This window comes from Stenotrophomonas sp. YJH_SMC_46, from assembly GCF_059370315.1.
In genome coordinates this window covers 686,369-709,426 of the sequence record NZ_JCAFTO010000003.1, presented here as the reverse complement: position 1 = coordinate 709,426, position 23,058 = coordinate 686,369, and the positions used below count along the sequence as shown (strand labels likewise).

General features: G+C 61.4%; 19 protein-coding genes and 1 pseudogene. 5 read left to right on the top strand and 15 right to left on the bottom strand.

Annotated features, from left to right (window positions below; genetic code table 11):
- Positions 1–434 precede the first annotated feature (434 nt).
- On the top strand, positions 435–1,199 hold the full coding sequence (locus AC5P8C_RS12855; RefSeq protein ID WP_026347173.1) for a COG4705 family protein: 765 nt from the start codon (positions 435–437) through the stop codon (positions 1,197–1,199).
- Here the strand turns inward: AC5P8C_RS12855 and AC5P8C_RS12850 are convergent.
- The 4 genes from AC5P8C_RS12850 to AC5P8C_RS12835 all read right to left on the bottom strand — a co-directional run bounded on the left by AC5P8C_RS12850 (position 1,196) and on the right by AC5P8C_RS12835 (position 5,565).
- Complete coding sequence (locus AC5P8C_RS12850) at positions 1,196–1,978, bottom strand: 3-hydroxybutyrate dehydrogenase (RefSeq protein ID WP_019661333.1); 783 nt, start codon at positions 1,976–1,978, stop codon at positions 1,196–1,198. The two genes, AC5P8C_RS12855 and AC5P8C_RS12850, sit on opposite strands and share 4 nt — an antisense overlap.
- 1,358 nt (positions 1,979–3,336) lie before the next feature.
- Positions 3,337–3,816 (bottom strand): hypothetical protein, encoded by a 480-nt coding sequence (locus tag AC5P8C_RS12845; RefSeq protein WP_245541225.1) that lies wholly within the window; start codon positions 3,814–3,816, stop codon positions 3,337–3,339.
- 79 nt (positions 3,817–3,895) lie between these two features.
- Complete coding sequence (locus AC5P8C_RS12840; protein ID WP_019661328.1) at positions 3,896–4,627, bottom strand: hypothetical protein; 732 nt, start codon at positions 4,625–4,627, stop codon at positions 3,896–3,898.
- A gap of 98 nt (positions 4,628–4,725) precedes the next feature.
- Entirely contained in the window at positions 4,726–5,565 is an 840-nt protein-coding gene (locus AC5P8C_RS12835; RefSeq protein WP_495218886.1) for a type 1 glutamine amidotransferase domain-containing protein, read from the bottom strand.
- A 96-nt stretch (positions 5,566–5,661) separates the two neighbouring features.
- On the opposite strand from AC5P8C_RS12835, the gene AC5P8C_RS12830 reads away from it, so the two are divergent.
- Together AC5P8C_RS12830 and AC5P8C_RS12825 are read left to right on the top strand one after the other, a co-directional pair.
- Complete coding sequence (locus tag AC5P8C_RS12830) at positions 5,662–6,585, top strand: LysR family transcriptional regulator (RefSeq protein WP_495218885.1); 924 nt, start codon at positions 5,662–5,664, stop codon at positions 6,583–6,585.
- A gap of 551 nt (positions 6,586–7,136) precedes the next feature.
- Positions 7,137–7,493 carry a hypothetical protein gene (locus tag AC5P8C_RS12825; protein WP_495218884.1) on the top strand — a complete coding sequence of 119 codons (357 nt, stop codon included), beginning with the start codon at positions 7,137–7,139 and terminating at the stop codon, positions 7,491–7,493.
- A gap of 69 nt (positions 7,494–7,562) precedes the next feature.
- Here the strand turns inward: AC5P8C_RS12825 and AC5P8C_RS12820 are convergent, their stop codons facing one another.
- From AC5P8C_RS12820 to AC5P8C_RS12805, 4 genes are all read right to left on the bottom strand, one after another.
- Positions 7,563–8,162, bottom strand: a complete 600-nt coding sequence (locus tag AC5P8C_RS12820; protein ID WP_495218883.1) for a hypothetical protein — start codon at positions 8,160–8,162, stop codon at positions 7,563–7,565.
- 311 nt (positions 8,163–8,473) lie between these two features.
- A complete protein-coding gene (locus AC5P8C_RS12815; protein ID WP_495218882.1) occupies positions 8,474–10,189 on the bottom strand; it encodes a hypothetical protein in 1,716 nt (571 codons plus the stop codon).
- A 77-nt stretch (positions 10,190–10,266) separates the two neighbouring features.
- The gene (locus AC5P8C_RS12810; protein WP_495218880.1) at positions 10,267–11,340 is read right to left on the bottom strand and encodes an RES family NAD+ phosphorylase; all 1,074 of its coding nucleotides are present in this window, start codon (positions 11,338–11,340) and stop codon (positions 10,267–10,269) included.
- 168 nt (positions 11,341–11,508) lie between these two features.
- Entirely contained in the window at positions 11,509–12,261 is a 753-nt protein-coding gene (locus AC5P8C_RS12805) for a hypothetical protein (RefSeq protein WP_495218879.1), read from the bottom strand.
- A 984-nt stretch (positions 12,262–13,245) separates the two neighbouring features.
- Between AC5P8C_RS12805 and AC5P8C_RS12800 the strand changes: the two genes are divergently transcribed.
- Positions 13,246–14,775 (top strand): LA2681 family HEPN domain-containing protein, encoded by a 1,530-nt coding sequence (locus tag AC5P8C_RS12800; protein ID WP_495218877.1) that lies wholly within the window; start codon positions 13,246–13,248, stop codon positions 14,773–14,775.
- Positions 14,776–15,189: 414 nt separating this feature from the next.
- Here the strand turns inward: AC5P8C_RS12800 and AC5P8C_RS12795 are convergent, their stop codons facing one another.
- The gene (locus tag AC5P8C_RS12795; RefSeq protein ID WP_495218926.1) at positions 15,190–15,327 is read right to left on the bottom strand and encodes a DUF2274 domain-containing protein; all 138 of its coding nucleotides are present in this window, start codon (positions 15,325–15,327) and stop codon (positions 15,190–15,192) included.
- A 76-nt stretch (positions 15,328–15,403) separates the two neighbouring features.
- Positions 15,404–15,553, bottom strand: a pseudogene (locus tag AC5P8C_RS12790) (TrbI/VirB10 family protein); the annotation flags it as partial.
- Positions 15,554–16,071: 518 nt separating this feature from the next.
- Here AC5P8C_RS12790 and AC5P8C_RS12785 point away from each other — a divergent pair.
- Positions 16,072–16,755, top strand: a complete 684-nt coding sequence (locus AC5P8C_RS12785; protein WP_495218876.1) for a hypothetical protein — start codon at positions 16,072–16,074, stop codon at positions 16,753–16,755.
- A 137-nt stretch (positions 16,756–16,892) separates the two neighbouring features.
- On the opposite strand, the gene AC5P8C_RS12780 is transcribed toward AC5P8C_RS12785, so the two are convergent.
- The 5 genes from AC5P8C_RS12780 to folD all read right to left on the bottom strand — a co-directional run bounded on the left by AC5P8C_RS12780 (position 16,893) and on the right by folD (position 22,930).
- A complete protein-coding gene (locus AC5P8C_RS12780; protein WP_495218874.1) occupies positions 16,893–17,597 on the bottom strand; it encodes a hypothetical protein in 705 nt (234 codons plus the stop codon).
- 409 nt (positions 17,598–18,006) lie between these two features.
- Positions 18,007–19,572, bottom strand: coding sequence for a glutamine-hydrolyzing GMP synthase (gene guaA / locus AC5P8C_RS12775; protein WP_089240554.1), 1,566 nt, complete (start codon positions 19,570–19,572; stop codon positions 18,007–18,009).
- Entirely contained in the window at positions 19,569–20,030 is a 462-nt protein-coding gene (locus AC5P8C_RS12770) for a hypothetical protein (RefSeq protein WP_019661317.1), read from the bottom strand. The genes guaA and AC5P8C_RS12770 overlap by 4 nt, the downstream gene beginning before the upstream one ends.
- A gap of 107 nt (positions 20,031–20,137) precedes the next feature.
- Complete coding sequence (gene guaB / locus AC5P8C_RS12765) at positions 20,138–21,595, bottom strand: IMP dehydrogenase (RefSeq protein WP_026347169.1); 1,458 nt, start codon at positions 21,593–21,595, stop codon at positions 20,138–20,140.
- A 459-nt stretch (positions 21,596–22,054) separates the two neighbouring features.
- Positions 22,055–22,930 carry a bifunctional methylenetetrahydrofolate dehydrogenase/methenyltetrahydrofolate cyclohydrolase FolD gene (gene folD / locus AC5P8C_RS12760; protein ID WP_010484605.1) on the bottom strand — a complete coding sequence of 292 codons (876 nt, stop codon included), beginning with the start codon at positions 22,928–22,930 and terminating at the stop codon, positions 22,055–22,057.
- Positions 22,931–23,058 lie beyond the last annotated feature (128 nt).

Genomic DNA, 23,058 nt, shown 5'->3' with positions numbered 1-23,058 from the left:
GACCTTATTTGCATACTCGGTTTCCGGTTGCACCGTTTCCTGAGCTACCGAGGAAAAGCTCGCCACACACAGCACCGCTGTCACAAAGCGCCAGCAACTGGATCCCATGATGCCCCCAGATAGAATGAACGAACCGTTCAGGTTTGCGGAGCGATTCTGCGCCCATTAGCAGCTTTGATGCACAGGGGTTCTGCTTAATTTTCTGTAGGACTTTCCCTACCCGACTGGCCGATCAAGTCCTTCAATGCCCGTGATAGTCATAGGTTGATGGGGCAAGGCTCGCGCACATCCATCCCACGCCTGCAGCCCCTTGATTCGGCTTTTAAGATCCTCGCGTAGAAGCAACGCCAGCTCACCCTCACCGAACCCGGTTCCGACCGCGCTCCGAAGCCCGCCGCCACAGCATCGCCCGCAGGCTCCCCAGGCGACGTTCCATGAGTGCTTCAGACGCAGAGTCCCTGCACAGCAAAGTGGCGGCGGTCACCCTAGGCTTCTGGGTGATGAAGATCTCCGCCACCACGCTCGGCGAGACCGCCGGCGACCTGCTGTCGAAGACACTCAACCTGGGCTACGTGGCCAGCTCGGCCATCCTGCTGGCGATCTTCGCAGCCCTGTTGGCGCTGCAACTGTCGGCGCGGCGCTTCCACCCGGTGCTGTTCTGGTCGGTGGTGCTGGCCACCAGCACCGCCGGCACGACCATGTCGGACCTGATCGACCGCACCCTGGGGCTGGGCTACGCCACCGGCGCCAGCCTGCTGGCCGGCTGCCTGGCGCTGGTGCTGCTGGCCTGGCGCATGTCGGAGAAGTCGATCTCGGTCAGCAACATCGAATCGCGCCGCGCCGAAGGCTTCTACTGGACCGCCGTGCTGTTCTCCAACACGCTCGGCACCGCGCTGGGCGACTTCCTCGCCGACGATTCCGGGCTGGGCTTCACCGGCGGCGCCCTGCTGATCGGCAGCCTCATCGCGCTCACCGCACTGGCCAGCCGCATCAAGGGCATCAACCGGGTCATCCTGTTCTGGATCGCTTTCGTGCTCACCCGCCCGTTCGGCGCCACCTTCGGCGACCTGCTCACCAAGCCGCTGGAGAAGGGTGGCTTGGGCTTCGGCACCGTAGGTTCGTCGCTGGCGCTGTTCGCCCTCCTCGCCACACTGGTGGCACTGCCAATGCTGCAGCGTAAGGCGCAGCCGGCAAGCTAGCGCGCCGTCCAGCCCCCATCCACCGGCAGCGCCGTGCCGGTAATCTGCGCCGCCGCGTCCGAGGCCAGGAAAACCACCATCTCGCCCAGTTGCTCGGGCGTCACAAACTGCAACGACGGCTGCTTCTCAGCCAGCAGCGCACGCGCGGCCGACTCCTGATCCGTACTCTCGCGCTCGGCCAACGCGGTGATCTGCTGCTCGACCAGCGCCGTCCGCACCCAGCCCGGGCAAATGGCATTTGCGGTGATGCCGGTGCCGGCGTTCTCCAGCGCGGTCACCTTGGTGAACCCCACCACGCCATGCTTGGCCGCCACATAGGCCGACTTGTTCACCGAGCCCACCAGCCCGTGCACCGACGCAATGTTGATGATGCGGCCGGCGCCCTGCTGCTTCATGTGCGGCAAGGCCGCTGCCGTGGCATGGAATACCGCCGAGAGATTCAGCGCCAGGATCGCATCCCACTTCTCGACCGGGAACTCCTCGATCGACGCGGTGTGCTGGATGCCGGCATTGTTCACCAGGATGTCGATGCGGCCCACCGTCGCGACGGCATGCTCAATCATCCCGCGCACTGCCTCGCCACGGGAAAGATCGGCGCCGTCATGCGCCACGCGCACGCCGAACTCGGCTTCCAGTTTGGAACGGATGCGTTCGATCTCCGCCGCATCGCCGAAGCCATTCAGCACGATATCGGCGCCTTGCCGCGCCAGCGCTGTGGCAATTCCAAGACCGATACCGCTGCTGGAGCCGGTGACTACTGCAACCTTTCCACTGAACATGGGCGAGTTTCCATTAGGCGTAGGTGGCCAGTGTAGCTTCACCGGCGCGCCCCTTTAAGCGGCGCTACCTTGGTCAATCAACGGTTAAAACGCGTTGGGTACCCGCCGAGGGAAGTGTCCAGCGTTCATTCAAAACGGACGGTACGCCTCAGAGGGGGCGCAGCCGTGGCCTGCTGGCGATGCTGTCCGACTCCCACAAGGGCAATGCATCCATGCTTTGCCCGGCGGATCGAACACGTCCGAAAATAGCTTCTGCGGCCGTTCTACTCCCCCCACCTCCAACCGGGCGGAGCGCCTTTCATCCAGCAGATAAAGACAAGGACCAACACTACGGCCCACGTGTAGAGCTGAAACGCGATGGGCTCGCGAAATGGAGAGAACAGAAACGGACCCGCCAGCAGCAGGCCGAATGCGACTGCGTACACAAGCCAGCCCTGCCACGCGCACGGCATCCCCCAACCCCATCCGTACTTTTTCCTGGTAAACCAGTACTTCTTGTTGATCATTGCAATCTTCCTCGATGGCCGCCGGTCTCACGTACCTGATCCAAGCATGCTTTGAGCTGTTCGTGAAGACGTCGGTCCAGAATCAAGTCAGTATCCCCTCTGGTTGTGACGAGAACAGAGCTACGGTCCGTGCGCAGCACGAAGACGTTGCGACCGTTCTGCATGCGGAACTTGCCAAGTTCAACGCCCCCTGTGCTGGTCCCAAGTTGCCGGTGAGGCAGCGTGATCCTTGAAGCATCGGAAGCGTCCTGCCACGAGACACTGGAAAGCGGGAGCTGCAGTCGGACAAACGCTGCTGACCCAATCAGCTGGCCATCTTTAACGGCGATGTACGCTGTCCGCGCTTGATATACGAGGCCAAAGGCAACTACGACAACAACGGCCAGCGCCGAGCCGAGCGCAATATTCCTGGCTGGCACCCCGCCGGAGCGGGATGCAAACCATATTGCGATCAGAACCACGGCTGCTGCCACGCATATGCCGAGAGGAAGCGCGTAGGCGTGAATCAGGGATACATCCAGCGTCGATCGGCACATCATCAGGAACTACTCCGCAGAGATTGACCGCATGCCATAAACGTAAATCGTCTCGACAATTGTCTCAAATGCGTCTTCGTCACAGGTGACAAGGCCCACGCTTCGCATCGCGCGCAGAAACGAGCGGACCTCGTTCCATGTTACGGGCTTTGCGTGTTCATCGCAGATCATACTTGCACTGCCACGCATGAGAATGCTTCGGCATCAGATACCGCGCAACAAACGCCCATCTCTCATCGATCACATCGGTCGAACATGGGCTGCGCGCTGTGATGCCATTGCAGTGACACTGTTCATACCGAACTTCAAACACGCTCTAGAAGAGAACGCTCGCTCGATCAACGGTCGCGAGCGGGTTGGCCTTCCGCACCGCCTCCAGAAAGAGCAGGAAGTCGCGGTTGAACAGCGACAGGTTGTTGGTGAACGTCACGCACTTTCTACCCGATGCTCTGCTGAAGCACACCTGCCAGACATAGCGCGAATAGATGACGTCGGACGTTCGTGTGACTGAGGTGATCTGCGAAAGCGGAACCGCCGTGGGCACCGGCCCGCGCCGCAGGTAAAAGGACTCCGCATCAAAGAAATAGTGCTCGCGATCCTCTTTGCCATCCACCATCACCAAGGTCATGGATGTTCCGGAGATCCGGCGAGGGGCATGCAAATGCAGCCCCGATTTCACGGACGAGCGAGCAGTTGCTGACATTCGCCGAAGGGTGAACCAGAGGATCACCAACGGAAGTGCCGCGAGGATAATGAAACCTACGGTCTTCAAAACAGTTTCCAGCGTGCTGGGCACACAGATCTCCAGGATGAACGTTCAGGCGATACCCAAGTAGATCCACGCCACGCGTGGATGCTCTGGCTTCAACACCCCATCACTTCCAATGATCCGGCCCCAGAAACGGCAGGCTCAACACAAACACCGGCACCGCCACAGGGATCAACGCCGCGCCCAGCACCTTGCCCGCCGCCGAACCCACACCCGGCTTGTCCTCCCTCTCCGGCAGGATCCGCTGCGCCCGCGCACTGATCGGCTGTGCCAGCTTCCCCTTCTCCGCCAGCGCCGTAGCATCCGGCAACTTCACCCGCTCGCCGTCGCCCTCGAACAGCGCGCTGTAATAGCTGCCACCCTTCTTGGAAAGATTGCAGGCACGGTCAAACGCCAGCGCGTAGGGGGTCCGGTCCATCGGCAGGTAGTAGCGCGCCCGCTCCTCCACGGCCTTGGCCTCGCGCGGGGGGACCTCAATCCGCTCCAGCTTGAACTGCGCGGCCTGCTCCGGCGTCACCTGCTCCGGCCGCAGCAGCAGCGCATAGCTGCCGTGCACCTTGGCCTTGTTGGCCGGGTCGCGCCAGTCTTCATGGAAGTACATCTGCGCGCAGGCCACCGCCTCGCGCAGCGGGCTGTCCATCAGCGCCCGATATTCGCGGAACGGCGCGGCATTGAAGCGCATCGGCGCGTCATAGCGCGGCAGCAGGTACAGCTGGCCGTCGTCGGCCACGAACGCACTGGTGATCTCGCGGCTTGAGGCGTGCTCCTCCGGGCCACTGGCACAGCCGGACAGCAAGCCAAGCCACAGGGCGGAGAGAATGAAAAAAGACGTTCGCATGTCGTGTTGTAGGGCTTCCGTGGAAAACCGGCCCCGCCCGGAAGAACGAGGCCAGTCCGCCATGGTGCCACGGCACCGCATGCGATGCTGAATCCGCCCTACTTCAACCGCTCCACCAACCGCTGCCCCACCTCCAGCGCCGAAGCCGGGTTCTGCCCGGTAATCAGCTCGCGGTCCACCACCACATGCCCGGTCCACGGCGTGGCATTGCTGCTGAACGTCGCGCCCGCCTGCTGCAACGCCGTCTGCGGGTAGAACTTCATCTCACCGCCGCCCAGCAGCGGCTTGGCCTGTTCTTCTTCCTGGTTGCTGATCACCGTCATCCGGTAGCCCCTGTAGATCCACTTCGGCGCGGCCGGCATCGCACCCGCTTCCAACTTCGCCACGAAACCCGCAGCATCTGGCAGCGTGGACAGCAGCGCGATCGGCCCGTGGCAGACCAGCGCGGTGGTCTTGTTGCGCTGGTGGAAGTCGGCCAGCAGCCGGCCCAGCGCCGGGCTCTTCAGCAGGTCCTGCATCGGCGCGTGGCCACCGGGAATATAGACCGCATCGAAACGTGCGTAACCCTGCTGCTCGACGCGCGCCAGGCTGACCACCGGCGAGACCGTCGGCGAGGTCAGCGCCAGCTTCTCCAGCAGATCCTTGTGCAGCGCCAGCTGCGCGGCATCGTTGCCGAAGTACGCCGGCGTCACCGAAGACGCATCCACCGTCGGCGCCCGCCCCTGCGGCGTGGCGAAGGTCACCTCGTGGCCCGCGTCCAGCAGCAACTTGACCGGCTGCATCAGCTCGTTGAGATAGAAGCCGGTGGACAGCACCTTGCCGTCCTTCAGGTCCAGGTGGCTTTCGTCGGACAGCACCACCAGCACGTTGGCGGCCTGCGCGCCGTTTGCGGCCAGGGTCAGGGCCAGCGCTGCGGCCAGCCGGGTCATCAGGTTCATGGGGAGCTCCTATCGGGGAATGGCCGCCACTTTATTCATCGCCCCAGCGGCGATAAATTGGCCCCATCGCAAAACATCTGTTCCCCGGAGAGCCAAATGAGCCGCAAATTCGACTACCTGGGCGACGTGGAAGTGTTCCTGGCGGTGGTCGAGCACGGCTCGTTCACCGCCGGCGCGGTGGCGCTGTCCACCACGCCCTCGGTGCTGAGCCGCGCGGTCACCCGTCTGGAAGCGAGGCTGGGTCGGCAGCTGCTGCAGCGGACCACCCGCCGCGTGGGCCTGACCGACGCCGGGCGGCTCTACCTGGAACAGGTGCGCACCGCCTTCGGCCTGCTGGACGACGCCGAGCGCGACGTACTGGCCCAGGACGGTGCGCTGGCCGGCCGCGTGCGCCTGAGCGTGCCCACCACCTACGGCCACTACCGGCTGCCGCCCGTGCTGGCGCGCTTTGCGCAGCAGTACCCGCAGGTGCAGGTGGAACTGAACATCACCAACCGCAACGTGGACCTGGTGGCCGAAGGCTTCGACCTGGCCATCCGCCTGGGCCAGCTGCCGGACAGCGGGCTGGTGGCGCGTAAGCTGGAAGACTCCCCACTGCTGCTGGTGGCCGCGCCGGACTACCTTCAGCGCTGCGGCACCCCGCAGACGCTGGACGACCTGCAGCAGCACCTGTGCCTTCCGTTTGTGATGCCGCGTACCGGGCGGCTGGCGCCCTGGATCTTCCGCGATGACGGGCGCGACGTGGACTGGCTGCCGCGCTCGTCCATCGAGACCTCCGACGATGTGCTGGGCGTGGTGTCGCTGGCCGAACAGGGCATCGGCATCTGCCAGAGCTATGAGTTCATCGTGCGCGAGCGGTTGCGGCGTTGGCAGCTGGTGGAGGTGTTGCCGCAGCTGCGGGGGAGATCACGGCCGTTTTCGGTGATCTATGCGCCGCATCGGCGTCAGTCGGCGGCGGCGCGGGCGATGATCGAGTTGTTGGTGGGGAATGCGGCGGTGGCTGAGGACAGCGTTGGTTGAGGCTGCGAAGCTCGTTGGCGATGTCGTGTTTGAACCGATTGTTGGGGCGTGCGGCTGATCGGGCGCCGTTGTCTGCCGAGGCTGACTAAGAACTGTTGTAAAGAACGCCGTCGCGCTATCCGCTTGCGGCATGGGCGATTACGCCACTTTGATTCGTAATCAGCAGAGCATCTGCGCGAATGCGTCTGATGGCGTCGCGTGCTGCACGAATGATGCGTGCAACAATAGATCTTCGCTCTCGAACTCCGCGATTCCTTCGCGAATTTCTATTGGCATTCGAAGCGGCTGCGTAAACACCATGACGTGCCACCGACAACGGGTGGCTCCGGGTCTGCAAACCCGCGATGAGCAACGACTGTTGTTTACGCTTGCCCGTCGGCACCGTCCTTAACCGGTGCCGGCGGGCAATCCGTCGGCCTATCTGGCGGGCGGTGCGTGGGGGTCTTCGGACCCACCGGTCATTCGTTGCTTCATCCCGGTTTGCAGCCACGCATCGTCCGCCACCCGCTTACGCGGTGGCGCTGTTAAGCACAGCCAAGGAAACCGACGCCATGAACGAGTCCGACACCTTCTCTTCGTACACCGCCGTTGAGCCCATCAACGACGACACCCCGCTGCCCGACTTGAACACCTTCTTGGGCATCCTCAAGCGCATGCGCGGCTGCGAGGGGGCGGATGGGCATCCCTGGCCAGAAACCGATGTGTCACCCGGCCGCCGCGTCAGCCTAGCGAGGACCGAGCGCGCGTTGGTGGGGTTGCTGACGGTGCTGGAAGTGCTGCACTCGGCTGACCGCTGCCGAGTGACAGCGGAGCCAGAGCGGCATCTGGACGAGGGGGTTGTCGATGGGCTGTTTCTGGCTTGCCGGGGGTTGGCTGAGTGGGCTTGTCGGGAGGTTAGGCCGGAGTGACTTTGATCCAAACCACATCAAGCAGAAGCCTAAGCCTTATCAAATACTGTTCGCACCCCAGCATAGGATTTAGACGTGGGGCCACAGAGAGGCGACATATGAAAGCTCCGCATCCACCATCGGCTTGAAGTTCTTCCCCGTTGCCGAATAGGTAAACAACTTACTATTTCGGACATCAAGAACACTGAAACTTACACCCGCAGGCTGAACCGGGCCTAGAACATGACTCATAAGCGTAACAATGAGATCGGCCTTTGTTTTAGTCAGAGCATCGGTCTTCAAGTAGAGCTTTATGACGTGTGGATCGCCGTTGATCCTTAAACCAAGCTCTGGACTTACGGCCACGTCAATCCCCGAATGGCTGTATATTTCACTGGGAGGCAAAAACCAATCAAGCTTCTTCTGCCCCCACCATTTCTTATACCCCGCAACCATGGGTGGATAGTTTGCCAACTTCTTTGGATCCAAGAGCATCTTCGTCAACCCAGACAAATCCGCTTTGACGCCATGCTTCTTATGTATCGAAACCAACCCCTCCCGGAGAGCCTTATAGAAATCAGTAGCCGGGTCATATGCCTGCCTGTTCTTTAGCTGGCTGACTTTAGTTGCCTTTGGGCTTCCCGACTTCGTCACCACCTCAATAAGATCTGTGAGCGTAATTCTTGGCACAAGACACTCCTTGCAATCCCTTAGGTAAGAGGAGGACATCCCGAAGCAGGACGCCCACAGGCTCAAGAAATCAATTACTTCCCACACCACTAGACCAAAGCAGATACAAAAACTTCCACTTTGGAACTATTATGCAACGACAGCTCGCGCAAACATAGGCCCAGCCCTCAACTCCGCTGACCGTGTGCGCACGCAACATACTGATCCTTTGCAGGCGCTAACTCCCGAGCGACTGGCCGGTCCGTTGACCGGGACATTATCGCCTGACTTCGCCCAAAGTCAGGCACCGTACCGATCCAGCGGCCTGGTAGTCAATCGAGCTTGATCGCGACACCGAAGGTAGTGAGGATCCTTATGAAGGTTGCATCGCATTCCCCTGCCAGCGCTGTGAAGTGCGCACGCAACGTGCCATGTTCAGTACGCGCCTGTTTGGACGCGGCCGTGCGCTCGGATGGCGCCCCATGGCCCTTCAGAACGCTACGCAGCTTGTGCAACCGGACAAGAGGCTCCATCACCACCTTCGCCTCCTCTGCGTTACAGCCTTGGGCTTCCAGATAGTCCTGCAACAGCCGCAGGGATTGCCACTGTTTGTCGATCATGCGTCCAGCTTCGGCAGCAAGCTTCTGCAGCGGCCTTTGCAGGAAGCCCTCCACCACTAGCTGGTCTAGCGCGAGGATCTCATCTCCCCACTCCGATACCGAGTCGGTCGCGGGATACCGAGCCGCATCCGAAAGCTCGCTTCCGCGCGGCTTCCACCACGGCGGCGGCGCTTCGTCGAGTTGCCGGATCTTGTACTTGAGCATTTGCAGCGGGTCGTATTCACTACTGAACTGGGCTTGGAAATCGTTTTCGAACGCCCGCTTGGAAATTGGCGCCTTGGGCCACTCGTTGAAGGACTGCCAGTACAACTGCTCTTCGTAAGGCAAGTCAGCCAGATAGCCGATATACGTGTGCACTTGGCCTGCTTCGTTGATGTCGTACGTTTTGAGGTACCAGGCGTTGCGACAGCTGATGGTCCGGTCGGTCAAGTCGTACTTCTCCGGATCGTTCTTGAAACGAGCCAGTACATCGGGTCGGAAGAAGACGGGCGAGATTTCATAGGGCTTATCGGACTGAGTGAAGTAGTTGCACAAAAACTCTGGCGCGCAGGAGGTCTCGACACTGCGCTGATTCTTCCAGTCCTGGATCTTGAACGTCGCATACTGCTTCGTCGTCGGGTCCTCTTCCTCTTTCCACTGCTGAATCAATTCATCCACAGTGACGGCCGCTCTCAGGATCATGCAACCGTTGGCATAGCTCGCATTTGTCGAGCGGCCGGCGTTGTAAAACAGGTCGGGGCCCAGCTTGCGGCTCGATTGGCGATCCTGCGCCCATCCAGCGAAGTTATCGGGATCGAATCGAGTGAAATCGAACTTTATGACCAGCGACAGGTCCGACAACGCCATGTAGGTCGCCAGTTCCTTCATCAGGATCGTCACAACGACCGCGCCGGTTTCCGATTCGGGGGCTTTGAGCCAGATCACCCTGATTACGTCTTCAATATCTCCCTTACTATCAAGGCGCGAGTAAGCGCTACGCTCGGGCACCCAGTATAGTTCTAGGCTGTGCACCAGCTTCTGGCTCAGTTCGATAGGTGCTGGGCCGGCATCCACACCTGTGAACGAGCGGCGGAAGATCAGCTTCTCGCCTCCGGCCAGCGACTTGCATCCCGGATGCGTCAGTGGCGGTTCGAGGTAGATCCTATGTCCCTGCCCTCCACCCCATGACTTCTGGATGCACCAACTGTCGTCTGACATCACGTGCGCGCCGAGCAGGTCGGTCTGATCTGCCGGAGTAACCTGCGCCGTCGGGGCCAAGACCCCATGGATCAGCACCGCGCCGGCGCAGGCGTAGATCACCAGTTCCTCGCAAGTCGCGTTGCTCTTCAGGAACTCAATGGCGCCCTCGGCATCCAGCAGCCAAGCGGCTTTGTCCGGCTTAGCAGCCCAGGCGATGCCACGGAATTCCTTCTGGTCAAATCGTCTCACGTCATTGGTCTCCAATTGCCCGGCCAACTTGCTCCAAGGCCCAGTAGATCATTGTGCCCGTCACTCTCCAATTGAGACTAGGCGATTGCCGGTCCATGATGAAATTCATAGGCCACGCGGTTGATCACCAGCCGATTGATGCTGTCGACCTCCACCATTCCCTCTGCGATGGGATAGCCAAATAGCGCCAGATTAGGAACGCTCAATGACTGCTCATGAGCCTTGGCGCCACCGAAACGGCGCCGGGTGATTCCGTAGACGGTCTGAAACGGTCGTTCACCGTGGTAGTGGCTACTGAAGTAGGAGGGGTACACCAGTCCATCGAAGCCGTTGTCCCTGGCCGCGCGCGCTATCGCTCGCGCTGTGCCGTAGGCTTCCCTGCCTCCAAGGAACAGCATATGGACCGCCATGTCGAGGCTATCGAACTCTGTCACCTCCTCGTCCAGAACCACCGTTAGATCGAGGAGGCGCAGTTCCCGCCGTGGATTGAGGGAGGCGACGAACAAATCGTCCTCGATCGTGTAACGGCACTCGTGCACGCACAGGTCGATCAGAGGAGAGGCGTACATGACGGGCAGCTCGCCTGAACTCAGTCGTCCATCCTGTGGGACGTTCGGGGGCGGGGTGTCGTATTCAAGGGGATTGGTCACTGACCCCGGACTCTTCCGCACCCGATAGAAGGTCTCACCCATCCCGACCGTCCTTGCCGGGTACTCGGCGAGGATCCGCTCAATGACGGCTGCACGCTTCCCTTCATCCAAGAGAGCTTTCAGTGGCTCAACCTCGCCGATCATCCATAGCCGAGGGCCGTAATCAAAGAACCCCACTCCCAAAACTCGCTCGAAAACTCCAATGTCATCCTTCAGCACAGCATCAACCTCGATACTGGTCTTCTGATGTTCGTTCAACTGGATGGCAGGAGCTCCGCCAAATTCACACTTGTGGAAGGATCCGTCGACAAAGAAGCGTTCGGCCAAGTATGCCAGGGGCGCTCTGCCCAGTTTGATGCCATCCTGCCGGCCGCAATTGGGACATGCTCCTACCTCCACCCTGCCGTATTGCATGGCGTCGAGTATCAACCCGCGGTTCTTGAAGCAACGACTGCAGGCAACTGCAATCAGTTCCTGTGGCATTTCCGACCATTCACTCACGATTCGCCTCCATATGGATTTATGAGAGGAAACACCGACAACGACCCAGCCCGGTTAACCAGCTGCCGCAATCATGGCGAAGGAGCCGGTCGCCGCATGGAGGCCCCCATCGCGAGTGAAGGCGGGAGTAGACGCCATCTAACGGACTCTCCGCAGCGAAAGATCGATTCATATCCTCTCGAGCCGATCCAACACAAAATCCCTATCCTGGTAGCCAGTGACCATGGACCAACCGGCAAACAATTCCCAAAGGAAGTTGGCCAGGTACTTGATGTCCGAGTTTTCCGAGCCATCTCGAAGGACTACAATCGCCCGGTTCAATCTCTTGAGAAAAGCATAGACTTCTTCATCGTCAACATCGACCGCAGCGAGGGTGTATTTCAGTTCCTCAGCCAGGATTCCCAGCTCTACGACGATGGCGCTGACATGTTGTGCCTCCAAACCATTCATGACGTCGTACCACTTCTCTCCACCGGATGGCCCGGTGGCATTGAAGTAGTCCCGAAATTTCTTGATGTCGGCAAGATTTTCAACCACCTCCGAATCAGCGCCCCCTTCGCTCGCGAATAGCAATTGATAAATGCACTGCTCTTTGAACAAAGCGTAGTGGTGCTGAAGGTTCTTTCGGACTCGTTTTCGTTTGGCATGTCTTGGCAGCCAAACCACGAGCACATACATCGCCTGACTGACGAGAACCCCGACCGCCACGTTGAATATGATCTGATTTCCAACAGGAAACAGTGTCAAGGCAGTCTCGGCCCAAGTATCCTGCAACGGACCTATCAGTGGCTCTTCGCTAGCTTTGAACATCAGCAGCGCGCTGACGCCGAACAGACCCCATAACGCTCCTCCTAGCGCATGTGCCCTAATCCCCTTTGCAAAGGCTTGGCCTCGACCTGAATGCCGTGAAGTCGAATTCATCCCCCCTCCTGGTTAACCACAGTACGGAACGCTGGCGACAGCGCGTCATTGGCTCAGTGTTACGACAGAGCTTCCAAGGCGTCAACGGTGTCGAGGAGCGAACGCGGAGCAGCCGATTGCCATCGCTATACGGGGCGCCCTCTCAATGAACGGAAGCTACGACAATGGACCACCACCTCCGGGCTTCCGGCCAGTGAGAGCTCCTCGGCCCCGTTACTGGATCTGGACCGGCTTCGCCAGCGAGCGCGCAATGCCGACATTCATTACTGCGCGCGTTCACGGCTTGCCATTCATCCGGTGTGGAATAGCCCCGCGTGTTGCCCCGGCCAGAACAGTATTGCCATCCCCTCCCCCTCCAATCGCAGACACTTAATAGGCGGTCGTGACGACCAGACGTCCCGGCGTTGCGCCGACGGGTTCGCGGGCTGCGCCTCGTTCCGAGTCGGGGCCATTCGGCGTTGACCCCTGACGCCTGCGGCCCTGTCGGTTCCGCGCGCTCCGCTTGCCCGAAAGCAGAGTCCGTGCGGTGGGCGGGTGTGGGCGGTCCTGCTGTTTCCTTCACCCTATCAAGGCGCTCTCGCCGTTGAGGGCGGCACGCGCGATGCGCGCAGCCGGTTGGGGGCTTTGCCGCGTCGCTTTTGGGAGCCATCTAAACAGCGGCCGCCAGCACCCAAAGGGACCACTCCATTCAGAATCGGTCGCCGACATTCGTTGCCCATACGCGGAGCAGCTTTGGACTTCTGGAACTGCGGCTCCAAGCAAAGCCACGTTACCCTTAGCCGCTGAAACGACATGCAGCGACCAATCCGCCTCGTCACGACCATGCCGCTCCGCCGCAACGCCTATGACCTGCACCTGCCAGCAGGTGCCCTAAGGCAGCCATAGCCTTGGCACCGCCTGGTCCGCCGGCCCTCACTGTACGAAACGATGACTACCCCTGACCTCGAATATCTGAAAAAACAGTGCGAACGCAGTATCACGAGAATGAGTGATGCCGTGGCACTGGAACATATTGCCCTGCTGATCGATGCAAGCTTTGAGGCTTCGTTCGAACGTGGCATCAGACGTGCGCTGACTCTTCTCGACATGTTGTCCCAACGCGACCTCACGGACTCCGATGGCGCGGTGATCGAGTACTTCCGGGCCAATGCGTGGGCCGCAATGTCGAGCATCGCCAACGTCCGGCGGTCTTGGTCTTGGGAAGCGCCGGAGCGGCAAGAGGAACTGCTTGCGCTGTCGCGTGCCGCGAATCATCCGGGTTTCGCGAGCCTCGACAAGGTTCGTCGATGCCAGATCCTCACCAACCAGGCCAACCTCCTCAATACGGTCGGTCGCACGATCGAGGCGATCGCTGTTTGGGATGCTGCTCTCAAGATCATCCCTAGCTTTGCGATGGCCCGAGGCAACCGCGGTAGTGGGCTCCGGCACTATGCCGGCATGATGCCGCCCGATCGCGAGCGCGCGATCCTGGCTTTGCATGCCTTCGATAGCCTTCGTTCCGCGGTTGCCGAAGACGCATTCTATGAGTCCGCAGACCTGGAAGGCGCAAGAGCCCATTTCACGAACCATGCCGCACAGCTCGCTGCTGCCGTCGATACTGACGCGGTCCGGGCGATGCAAAACCTCGACCACGGCCGCGAGGGTCGCTCGAAGATCGAACGGGCCTACCGCCACTGGTGCCTGGAGCACCGCCTCTTTTTGAACCCCTTGAACGACCTCGGAGCCTACCTTGCAGCGGCTACCGACGAGTTCATGCTGCCGGCCATCGTCGAAGGGAACGATGAGCGTCCCAATGGCCACCTACCACCACCCATCGTTGGTTTCTTCAGTCAGATGAAGCAGGAGTACGTCTCCGCCCGCTTCATGCTGTTCGAAGGAATAAGCAGCACTCAGGTTCATTTCTCCGATCGCGGGGTCACGCTCACCGACACACTCGACTATCCGCTGTATTCGTTGGCGAGCGAGCGAGTGAGGACAGCTTTCCGCATCGCCTATTCGATGCTCGACAAGGTCGCCTTTCTGGTGGATTGCTACTGGAAGCTGGAAAAGGATCCGACCAAGATCAGCTTCAGGAGTGTCTGGATGATTGAAGGTAAGAAGGTCTTGCTTCCCCAGTTAGAACAACGCCCGAACCCTCCGTTGCGCGGTCTGTTCTGGCTCTCGAAAGAGCTGTTCGATGACCAGCTAAAGCAGACCACTGCAGCCGACGCGCGGGAACTTCATCGCATTCGCAACGCACTGGAACACGCCTACCTTCGCGTCAACGAAGGCTGGGCCAAGCCCTTCCTGATTGGTGCGGCGAACAACGGCGGGTTGGGCATTGCGATCGGGAGCGACGAGCTGGAGGCCAAGGCGATCCGAGTCATGCAGATGGCGCGGTCCGCGCTGCTTTATGTCTCATTAGCGATCGGTGTCGAAGAGCGGGATAAGCGAATCGCGAATCCCAATCAATTCATCGGATCAATGCCACTCTATAGCCTTGACGAGAAGCGAAAGCGGCGCGACCCGAATTAAGGCTACCCGGGAATGCCTCTGCGCTTTTTCTTCTCCAGGGCATCAATGTCAGGATCGCGGAGCCACTAAACCATTGAATACCCACCACTGCTACTACGCAAGCTGCAAGAGAGCTCCGAGCCCTGGGAATGACCACTTAACGCATTGAGCGCATTGAGCGCCTTGCGCGCCTTTTGCTCTGAGTTTCACATGCGGCGGGAGAATGCGAAGATTCGGCTTCGTGTGTTTGCTGCATCTTTGACGACCGAGGAACTCGACGCACTAAGCCCCACAATCAGGCACGCCACCTATTGGCACCAAACCAAGGCCATGTTCTAGTGGCTCTCCGCTCTGGGGCCAGAAAGACGACACCTTCAAGCAGCGTTGGAGATTCCTAGAAGCGGCCGCAATGATCCCTGACCGCTGAAGGGACGCCTACAGATTCCGGCGCCTGAATCCCCGGTCCCTCGCCATGAACGCCTCCAGCACCAGCGGAATAAGCGCCACCGCGTCGACCGCCTCGCCGTAGGTCTGCGCATGTAGCGCAGCGTACCGATCGAGGTCAGCCTTCAGGATACCGGGGCAGACGAAGGTCAGCGCGTGGATTCCAGTCTGGGCAGCGGCCCGAGCCGCAGTTTCTTGCCGGCGCTCATCGCAGCGCTCCTCGCTGAAGGATCAGCGGCTGATAGGGCCGCAGCACCAGGTCACGGGCAACTATGATCCGCACCGGCAAGCCTGGCCGCGCGGTCAGGGTTGGCTGCACGTTCATGTTGCGCCGGGTCATCTCCTGCCCGAGCTGCGCGGAGCGTGGTTGACCTCACATTTAGCACGAGGGGCTACAGCCAAAGTTCTGCGATCCCAATTTCAACCATTCTGAAATGTGATAGATCGACACTAGCCGCCGCGCCAACAGGCAATCAGGGAAAAGATCGATCGCCGAAACGGGCTTGCGTAATGCCCTACGTTCGCCTCTGGCCAGACCCGGTGAAGGACGCTTCACTGCAGAACACCACAGGACCTTTCCCACTGCCCGCCTATGATCGGGTGTATTAGACAAAGCCGCTGAGAAGTCGGGTACTGCTAGAATGAAAGTTGGTCAAACCACTTCGCCGTATGCCCACTATTTCGTCATCCATTGTGCCTCCGCCCAAATCCTGGGATGAGCTTGAGGATATCTCACTTGCCGCTGCCAAACTACGCTGGAACTCGACGGATTTCTTCCGGCACGGGCGACAGGGGCAGGCGCAAGACGGCGTGGACATCTGGGGGCACGACGACGACGATCGACATATTGGCGTGCAGTGCAAGAACACAGTCATGGGGATCACGCTGACCGTTGTTGAGTCGGAGATTGAGAAGGCCGAGAGTTTCGTTCCCAGACTGGATCGGCTCTACATTGCAACTACGGCACCCAGAGATGCGCCACTTCAGAAGGCTGTGAGGGACATTTCTCAATCGCGTGGGCGCGAAGGGAAGTTCAAGGTGGACATTCTGTTCTGGGACGACCTATGCCAGGATCTCGCCATGGATGAATCCGTATTTTTCAAGCATTACCCTCAGTTCAGGGCTGGCGATGATCCAACGCGGAAGCATGACCAAGCGCTGTGGAGAGAAATAACGAAACTACTCCACTCAGATGGAGTCATCGGATTTCTGGATCGGACGAACATGGCTGGATTCTCTTTCGAGACGGAAAAGCTGAAACCGCTGGGCGATTTCCGCGACAAAGGCAACACTCCCGAGTGGGAGTTCATTTCACCTGAGCTTGAGGCAATAAGAAAGGATCTCTGGAGCGAAGTAGACGGCTACCTCCATCTGATAGGACTGCAAACCTTCCCAACGCACAACCTTGGATGGAATAGCGTTCCTGCCGATTGGGAGTTTGAGAAGCCGGAGCAGTTCTGGCGTACGGTGGAGGGCCTGCACGCACGGGCCGAAAAGATCGTTAGCCTGCATGCATCCTTGGTCCGTGCAGGTCGAGGCAAAGGGTACAGCCACTAGCGTCAGACGAGCTGGCGAGACCTCTTCAGCGGCGCGTTACGAGAACTCTCCGCAGAGGGCCCGTGCCCCGCGCGAGGAACGTCGCGTGTGACCGCTGGAGAGCAGGCTGGGCGGCCGACGCCGGCTGATCGGTTGCTCTAGATCGGTTTGACCAGCGAATACACCAGCGGGCCAGGAAACTGCCAAATGCGTGAGTCATCAAGGACAAAGACAACGTCAAATATCGCAAACGCGCCCGCCTCCCACAGGAGTGGAGCTAGGTAGCTGGCCGCCTGAGAAGCGTCGATCGCCGGCAACGGCCAGTTGTCGTAAATCATGAGCCAATTCGCTGGATACCGGACGAAGCCAGGAGCGCCAGCCTTTCGCATCTTCTCTTTGACAAAGTACGCCATTGCCGCGGCCCATTCACGTTCCGCCGAGTCTCCTTCCCAGCCCTGACCCGAGTCGTCGAGATCGTGAGATAGGATCTCATCACGAAGTTCGCCAAAGGTCTTGCGAGGCTCCCCCGGCAAGGCTCGGGGAGTGAAGTAGATGGCAGACCCGAGACCTTTCTCTCGCAGGAACATTGACTGTGCAACGTTCTCCGGTACTGCTTCAGTATGTTCGATTCCTACATCGGCCACCGGCATGGTCAGGACGAAGTCAGGCCTGTCGGAATGGACAAGGGTCAGCGGAAACGAAAGATGTTCTGGCGGGATTGTGGCAAGCAAGTGAACGACGCAATAGCGTTCCACGTGGTCAGTACGGCGCCCCTCTGACCTCGGAGGCACCGCTGTATCAAGTTGGCCAAGTTTGATTTGAAGTTCGGCTGGAGTAGCTGCAGTCAGGATCGTTTCTGGCATCGTAGCTTCCGCACTGTGGCTTAATTTTTCATCTCTTGCATTTCCGAAGCCATTCTCGGAGGCATCAGCATCGAGCTTGCAACTGCACCAAGTTCGCCGCAACTCGCTGCAGCAGATTGTGCCGATGGCCACCGGATCCCACCCGTCAGGGACCTGGAGACCTGCTGTTGCCTGGAAAGCCCCATAAAACAAGCTTTCCCGGGAAGACTTTTACCGTCAAAGACGGTAAAAGTCTGAGTAGTGAATGAGAGTGTCTTAATCTCGCCGCGATTTTTACAGTCAGCTCTACCGCCAACCTTCTCTGCTGGTCAGCAACAGTCACCGATAAGCACCGCAACGAATTTATTCCAGATTCAACGCGTTGCGACAGCTTTTCGATAGCTGGCTATAGCCCTCGAAAGACCTAAATTCACTCCCACTCAATAGTAGCCGGCGGCTTCCCCGAGATGTCATAAACCACCCTCGACACCCCCCGCAACTCATTGATGATCCGGTTGCTCACCGTACCCAGGAACTCATACGGCAGATGCGCCCAGTGCGCCGTCATGAAGTCGATCGTCTCCACCGCACGCAGCGCAATCACCCACTCATAAGCCCGCGCGTCGCCCACCACGCCCACCGACTTCACCGGCAGGAACACGGCAAACGCCTGGCTGGTCTTGTCGTACAGGTCCGCCTTGCGCAGCTCATCAATGAAGATGGCATCGGCCTTGGCCAGCAGTTCGGCGTATTCGCGCTTCACTTCGCCCAGGATACGCACGCCCAGGCCCGGGCCCGGGAACGGATGGCGGTAGACCATGCTGCGCGGCAGGCCCAGCTCCACGCCCAAGCGGCGCACTTCGTCCTTGAACAGCTCGCGCAGCGGCTCCACCAGGCCCAGCTTCATGTGCTCCGGCAGGCCGCCCACGTTGTGGTGGCTCTTGATCACATGCGCCTTGCCGGTCTTGCTGCCGGCCGACTCGATCACGTCCGGGTAGATGGTGCCCTGCGCCAGCCACTTGGCGTTCTTCAGCTTGTTCGATTCTTCGTCGAAGATCTCAACGAACAGGTTGCCAATGATCTTGCGCTTGGCTTCCGGGTCGCTCACGCCTTCCAGCGCGTTGAAGTAACGGTCGGCGGCATTCACCCGCACGACCTTCACGCCCATGTGCTCGGCGAACATCGCCATCACCTGGTCGCCTTCCTGCCAACGCAGCAGGCCGGTATCCACGAACACGCAGGTCAGCTTCTCGCCGATGGCCTTGTGCAGCAGCGCAGCCACCACGGACGAATCGACGCCGCCGGACAGGCCCAGGATCACTTCGTCATCGCCCACCTGTTCGCGCACGCGGGCGATCTGGTCGTCGATGATGTTGGCGGCGGTCCACAGGGTCTGGCAGCCGCACACATCCACCACGAAGCGGCGCAGCAGCGCCTGGCCCTGCAGGGTGTGGGTCACTTCCGGGTGGAACTGCACGCCGTACCAGCGCTTTTCTTCGTTGGCCATGGCGGCCACCGGAATGCGGTCGGTGGTGGCGGTGATGGTGAAGCCCGGCGGCGCAACGGAGACGTGGTCGCCGTGGCTCATCCAGACATTCAGCTTCGGCTCGCCGCCGTGGTCGCTCAGGCCCTTGAACAGCGCATCGGGGTTGATCACGTTCACTTCGGCGTGGCCGAATTCGCGCTGGTCCGCCGCTTCGGTGGCACCGCCCAGCTGCGCGGCCAGGGTCTGCATGCCGTAGCAGATGCCGAAGATCGGCAGGCCGCTGTCGAACACTTCCTGCGGCGCGGCCGGGGCACCGGGCAGCGTGGTCGATTCCGGGCCACCGGACAGGATGATGCCCTTGGCGCCAAACGCGGCGATCTCGGCCGGGTTGTGGTCCCACGCCCAGATTTCGCAGTAGACGCCCAGCTCGCGGATGCGGCGGGCGATCAGCTGCGTGTACTGCGCGCCGAAATCGAGGATGAGGATCTTGTCGTTATGGATATTGGTCATGGTGCCGTTCCAGTGGTGTTTTTCGCAGCGCCCGGCGCTTCAAGGCTCTGCGTCAGCGTGGCGATGAACGCCTCGCGTTGTTGAATATGTGAGGTGTCTTCCTCGTCCCAGCGCAGCATCAGCAGGCCGTGCGGTGCGGCGGGGTTGGCGCGGTCGGCGCGCGGCAGCTCGGCGATTTCCTGCACTTCGGTGCCGGGCACGATGCGCCGTTGCAGCGCCGCCATCGAGGCGCCCCAGGACGCCCATTGCACGCTCATCCGTGCAGGCTCCAGTGCGCCCAGTACCGGTGTCAGCACCGGATCATCCGGCCCGTGCAGCAGCTCGGTAATGCATTGCACGGTGACCTGCAGCGGGCGCTCGCCGGTGCCTTTCAGCAGCCAGCGCTGCTCGCCAGCGGCCTGCACCTGCCAGCCCTTCGGCAGCGAGAACGCGTTCTGGCACGCCTGCACGGCCTGCAATTGCGAAACCGCCGCGCCCGGAGACCCGGAGCGCGGCGGCGGTTCGGACAACGAACAGCCTGCCATCAGCAGGCTGCCCGTAATCGCAAGAGCAGTTCGCAAGCGCATCAGGCGCGGTAGTTCGGCGGCTCTTTGGTGATGGTCACGTCGTGGACGTGGCTCTCACGCTGGCCGGCGCCGCTGATCTTCACGAACTTGGGCTTGCTGCGCATGTCTTCGATGGTGGCGCAGCCCACGTAGCCCATGGTGGCGCGCAGGCCGCCCATCAGCTGGTGGATGATGCCGCCCACCGGGCCGCGGTACGGCACGCGGCCTTCGATGCCTTCCGGCACCAGCTTGTCGGCGGTGGCGGCGTCCTGGAAGTAGCGGTCCTTCGACCCCTTCTCCATGGCAGCCAGCGAACCCATGCCGCGGTAGCTCTTGTACGAACGGCCCTGGTACAGCTCGGTCTCGCCCGGCGATTCCTCGGTACCGGCCAGCAGGCCACCGACCATGATGGTCGAGGCACCGGCGGCCAGCGCCTTGCCGATGTCGCCCGAGTAACGGATGCCACCGTCGGCGATCAGCGGGATGCGGTCCTGCAGCGCTTCGGCCACCAGGTCGATGGCGGTCACCTGCGGCACGCCGACGCCGGCGACGACGCGGGTGGTGCAGATCGAGCCCGGGCCGATGCCGACCTTGACTGCGTCCGCGCCGCTGTCCAGCAGCGCCAGTGCGGCTTCGCCGGTGCAGATGTTGCCACCGATGACCTGCACGTGCGGGAAGTTCTTCTTGACCCAGCTGACGCGGTCCAGCACGCCCTGCGAGTGGCCGTGCGCGGTATCGACCACGATCACGTCCACGCCGGCGGCGACCAGCGCTTCCACGCGGCGATCGGTATCGCCACCCACGCCGACGGCAGCGCCGACCAGCAGGCGGGTCGACAGATCCTTGGCAGCGTTCGGGAAGTCGGTGTTCTTCTGGATGTCCTTGACGGTGATCAGGCCACGCAGTTCGAACGAATCATTGACCACCAGCACCTTCTCGATGCGGTTGCGGTGCAGCAGCTGCAGCACTTCATCAGACGCGGCGCCTTCCTTGACCGTGATCAGGCGATCCTTCTTGGTCATGATGTGGCGGACCGGATCGTCCAGCTCGGTCTCGAAGCGCATGTCGCGGTGGGTCACGATGCCGGCCAGCTGGCCGTCGCTGCCCACCACCGGCACGCCGGAGATGTTGTGCGCCTGGGTCAGGGCCAGCACGTCGCGGATGGTGGTTTCCGGGCCGACGGTGATCGGGTCGCGGATGACACCGGCCTCGAACTTCTTGACCTTGGCCACTTCCGCGGCCTGCTGTTCCAGGCTGAGATTCTTGTGGATGATGCCCATGCCGCCGAGCTGTGCCATGGCGATGGCCAGGCGGGCTTCGGTGACGGTATCCATGGCTGCGGACAGGATCGGAAGCTTCAGCTTCAGGTCTCGGGTCAACCGCGTTTCGAGGTTGACGTCCTTGGGCAGGATGGTCGAGTGAGCGGGGACGAGCGAGACGTCGTCGTAAGTGAGTGCTTCAGCCTGGATGCGCAGCATCGGCATACCCGAGATGTGGGGAAGCGCGACATTTTACCCCTTTTCAGGAGCCAAGAACAGCATTTTGGGTAGCCAGAATTGGAACTTCGCGCGACACAGTGTCGCACCCGCTCACCTGTAGAGCCGAGCCCATGCTCGGCTGCTTTCCGCCAGACCGCGATGAGCCGAGCATGGGCTCGGCTCTACAGGAGGCCCGAGGCCCGGTACCACCAAGCGGTGCCGCAGCGTCGCGCGGGCGGTGATTGGTTCAGGGGGGCTTGGGTGGGTGCCAGATCCGTCCGCACCGGCACCCCAGATGGGCCGATGGCTCCGATGGATGTGTGCCAACCAAGGTTGGCACCTACCAGGAGCGGGTCGCCGGGAATCGCGGGGCATCAATGCAACCCCGGTAGCGCCGGGCCATGCCCGGCGAGCGCAGCGGCGCCGCAAACATCCGCCGGGCATGGCCCGGCGCTACCCTCAGGAGGCTTCCGCCGCTTCCAGGGTGTTCTGCATCAACGTGGCCACGGTCATCGGTCCCACGCCGCCCGGCACCGGGGTGATCCAGCTCGCCCGCTGGGCGGCCGCTTCAAACCCCACGTCGCCCACCAGGCGGCCGTCGTCCAGGCGATTGATACCGACGTCGATCACCACCGCGCCCGGCTTCACCCACTCACCCGGCACGATGCCGGGGCGGCCCACCGCCACCACCAGGATGTCGGCGTTGCGCACGGCCTGTTCCAGCACGTCCTTGGGGGTGAACTTGTGGCAGCTGGTCACGGTGCAGCCGGCAATCAGCAGCTCCAGGCCCATCGGGCGGCCGACGTGGTTGCTCACGCCCACGATGGTGGCATTGCGGCCGCGCACCGGCTGGTCGGTGTGGCCCAGCAGCGTGGTGATGCCGCGCGGGGTGCACGGGCGCAGGCCGAACTCGCGCAGGGCCAGGTGGCCGACGTTTTCCGGGTGGAAACCGTCCACGTCCTTGCGCGGGTCAATGCGCTGGATCAGGCGGCGCGCGTCGGGGATGCCCGGCAGCGGCAGCTGGATCAGGATGCCGTTGATCTTCGGATCGGCGTTGAGCTGGTCGATGAGGTCGAGCAGCTCGGCCTCGGTGGTACCGGCCGGCAGATCGTAGTCATGCGCCTCGATGCCGACCTTCTCGGCGGCACGGCGCTTGTTGCGCACGTACACGGTCGAGGCCGGGTCGCCACCGACCAGCACCACGGCCAGGCCCGGGCGGCTGCCGCCGGCGGCCACGCGGGCGTCGACGCGCACCTTCAGGCTGTCGAGCAGGTCCTCGGCGATGCGGCGGCCATCAAGGATGCGGGCAGGATGCTGGGGGGCGGAATCGGTCATCGGAGGCAGGCGTGGGGCGGCGGGGACGCTATTGTCCCCGATTCAGGCCCCCTCGCCCACCGCCAATCCGGGCGGCCGCTGCGCTCGCCGGGCATGGCCCGGCGCTACCCCACCCGTGCGCACCACGG

What these genes read in the sequence shown, in the direction of transcription:
- AC5P8C_RS12855 (WP_026347173.1), top strand. Translation starts at nt 435, where the DNA reads ATGAGTGCTTCAGACGCAGAGTCCCTGCACAGCAAAGTGGCGGCGGTC.
- AC5P8C_RS12850 (WP_019661333.1), bottom strand. Translation starts at nt 1,978, where the DNA reads ATGTTCAGTGGAAAGGTTGCAGTAGTCACCGGCTCCAGCAGCGGTATC.
- AC5P8C_RS12840 (WP_019661328.1), bottom strand. Translation starts at nt 4,627, where the DNA reads ATGCGAACGTCTTTTTTCATTCTCTCCGCCCTGTGGCTTGGCTTGCTG.
- AC5P8C_RS12835 (WP_495218886.1), bottom strand. Translation starts at nt 5,565, where the DNA reads ATGAACCTGATGACCCGGCTGGCCGCAGCGCTGGCCCTGACCCTGGCC.
- AC5P8C_RS12830 (WP_495218885.1), top strand. Translation starts at nt 5,662, where the DNA reads ATGAGCCGCAAATTCGACTACCTGGGCGACGTGGAAGTGTTCCTGGCG.
- AC5P8C_RS12825 (WP_495218884.1), top strand. Translation starts at nt 7,137, where the DNA reads ATGAACGAGTCCGACACCTTCTCTTCGTACACCGCCGTTGAGCCCATC.
- AC5P8C_RS12805 (WP_495218879.1), bottom strand. Translation starts at nt 12,261, where the DNA reads ATGAATTCGACTTCACGGCATTCAGGTCGAGGCCAAGCCTTTGCAAAG.
- AC5P8C_RS12800 (WP_495218877.1), top strand. Translation starts at nt 13,246, where the DNA reads ATGAGTGATGCCGTGGCACTGGAACATATTGCCCTGCTGATCGATGCA.
- AC5P8C_RS12785 (WP_495218876.1), top strand. Translation starts at nt 16,072, where the DNA reads ATGGGGATCACGCTGACCGTTGTTGAGTCGGAGATTGAGAAGGCCGAG.
- AC5P8C_RS12780 (WP_495218874.1), bottom strand. Translation starts at nt 17,597, where the DNA reads ATGCCAGAAACGATCCTGACTGCAGCTACTCCAGCCGAACTTCAAATC.
- guaA (WP_089240554.1), bottom strand. Translation starts at nt 19,572, where the DNA reads ATGACCAATATCCATAACGACAAGATCCTCATCCTCGATTTCGGCGCG.
- guaB (WP_026347169.1), bottom strand. Translation starts at nt 21,595, where the DNA reads ATGCTGCGCATCCAGGCTGAAGCACTCACTTACGACGACGTCTCGCTC.
- folD (WP_010484605.1), bottom strand. Translation starts at nt 22,930, where the DNA reads ATGACCGATTCCGCCCCCCAGCATCCTGCCCGCATCCTTGATGGCCGC.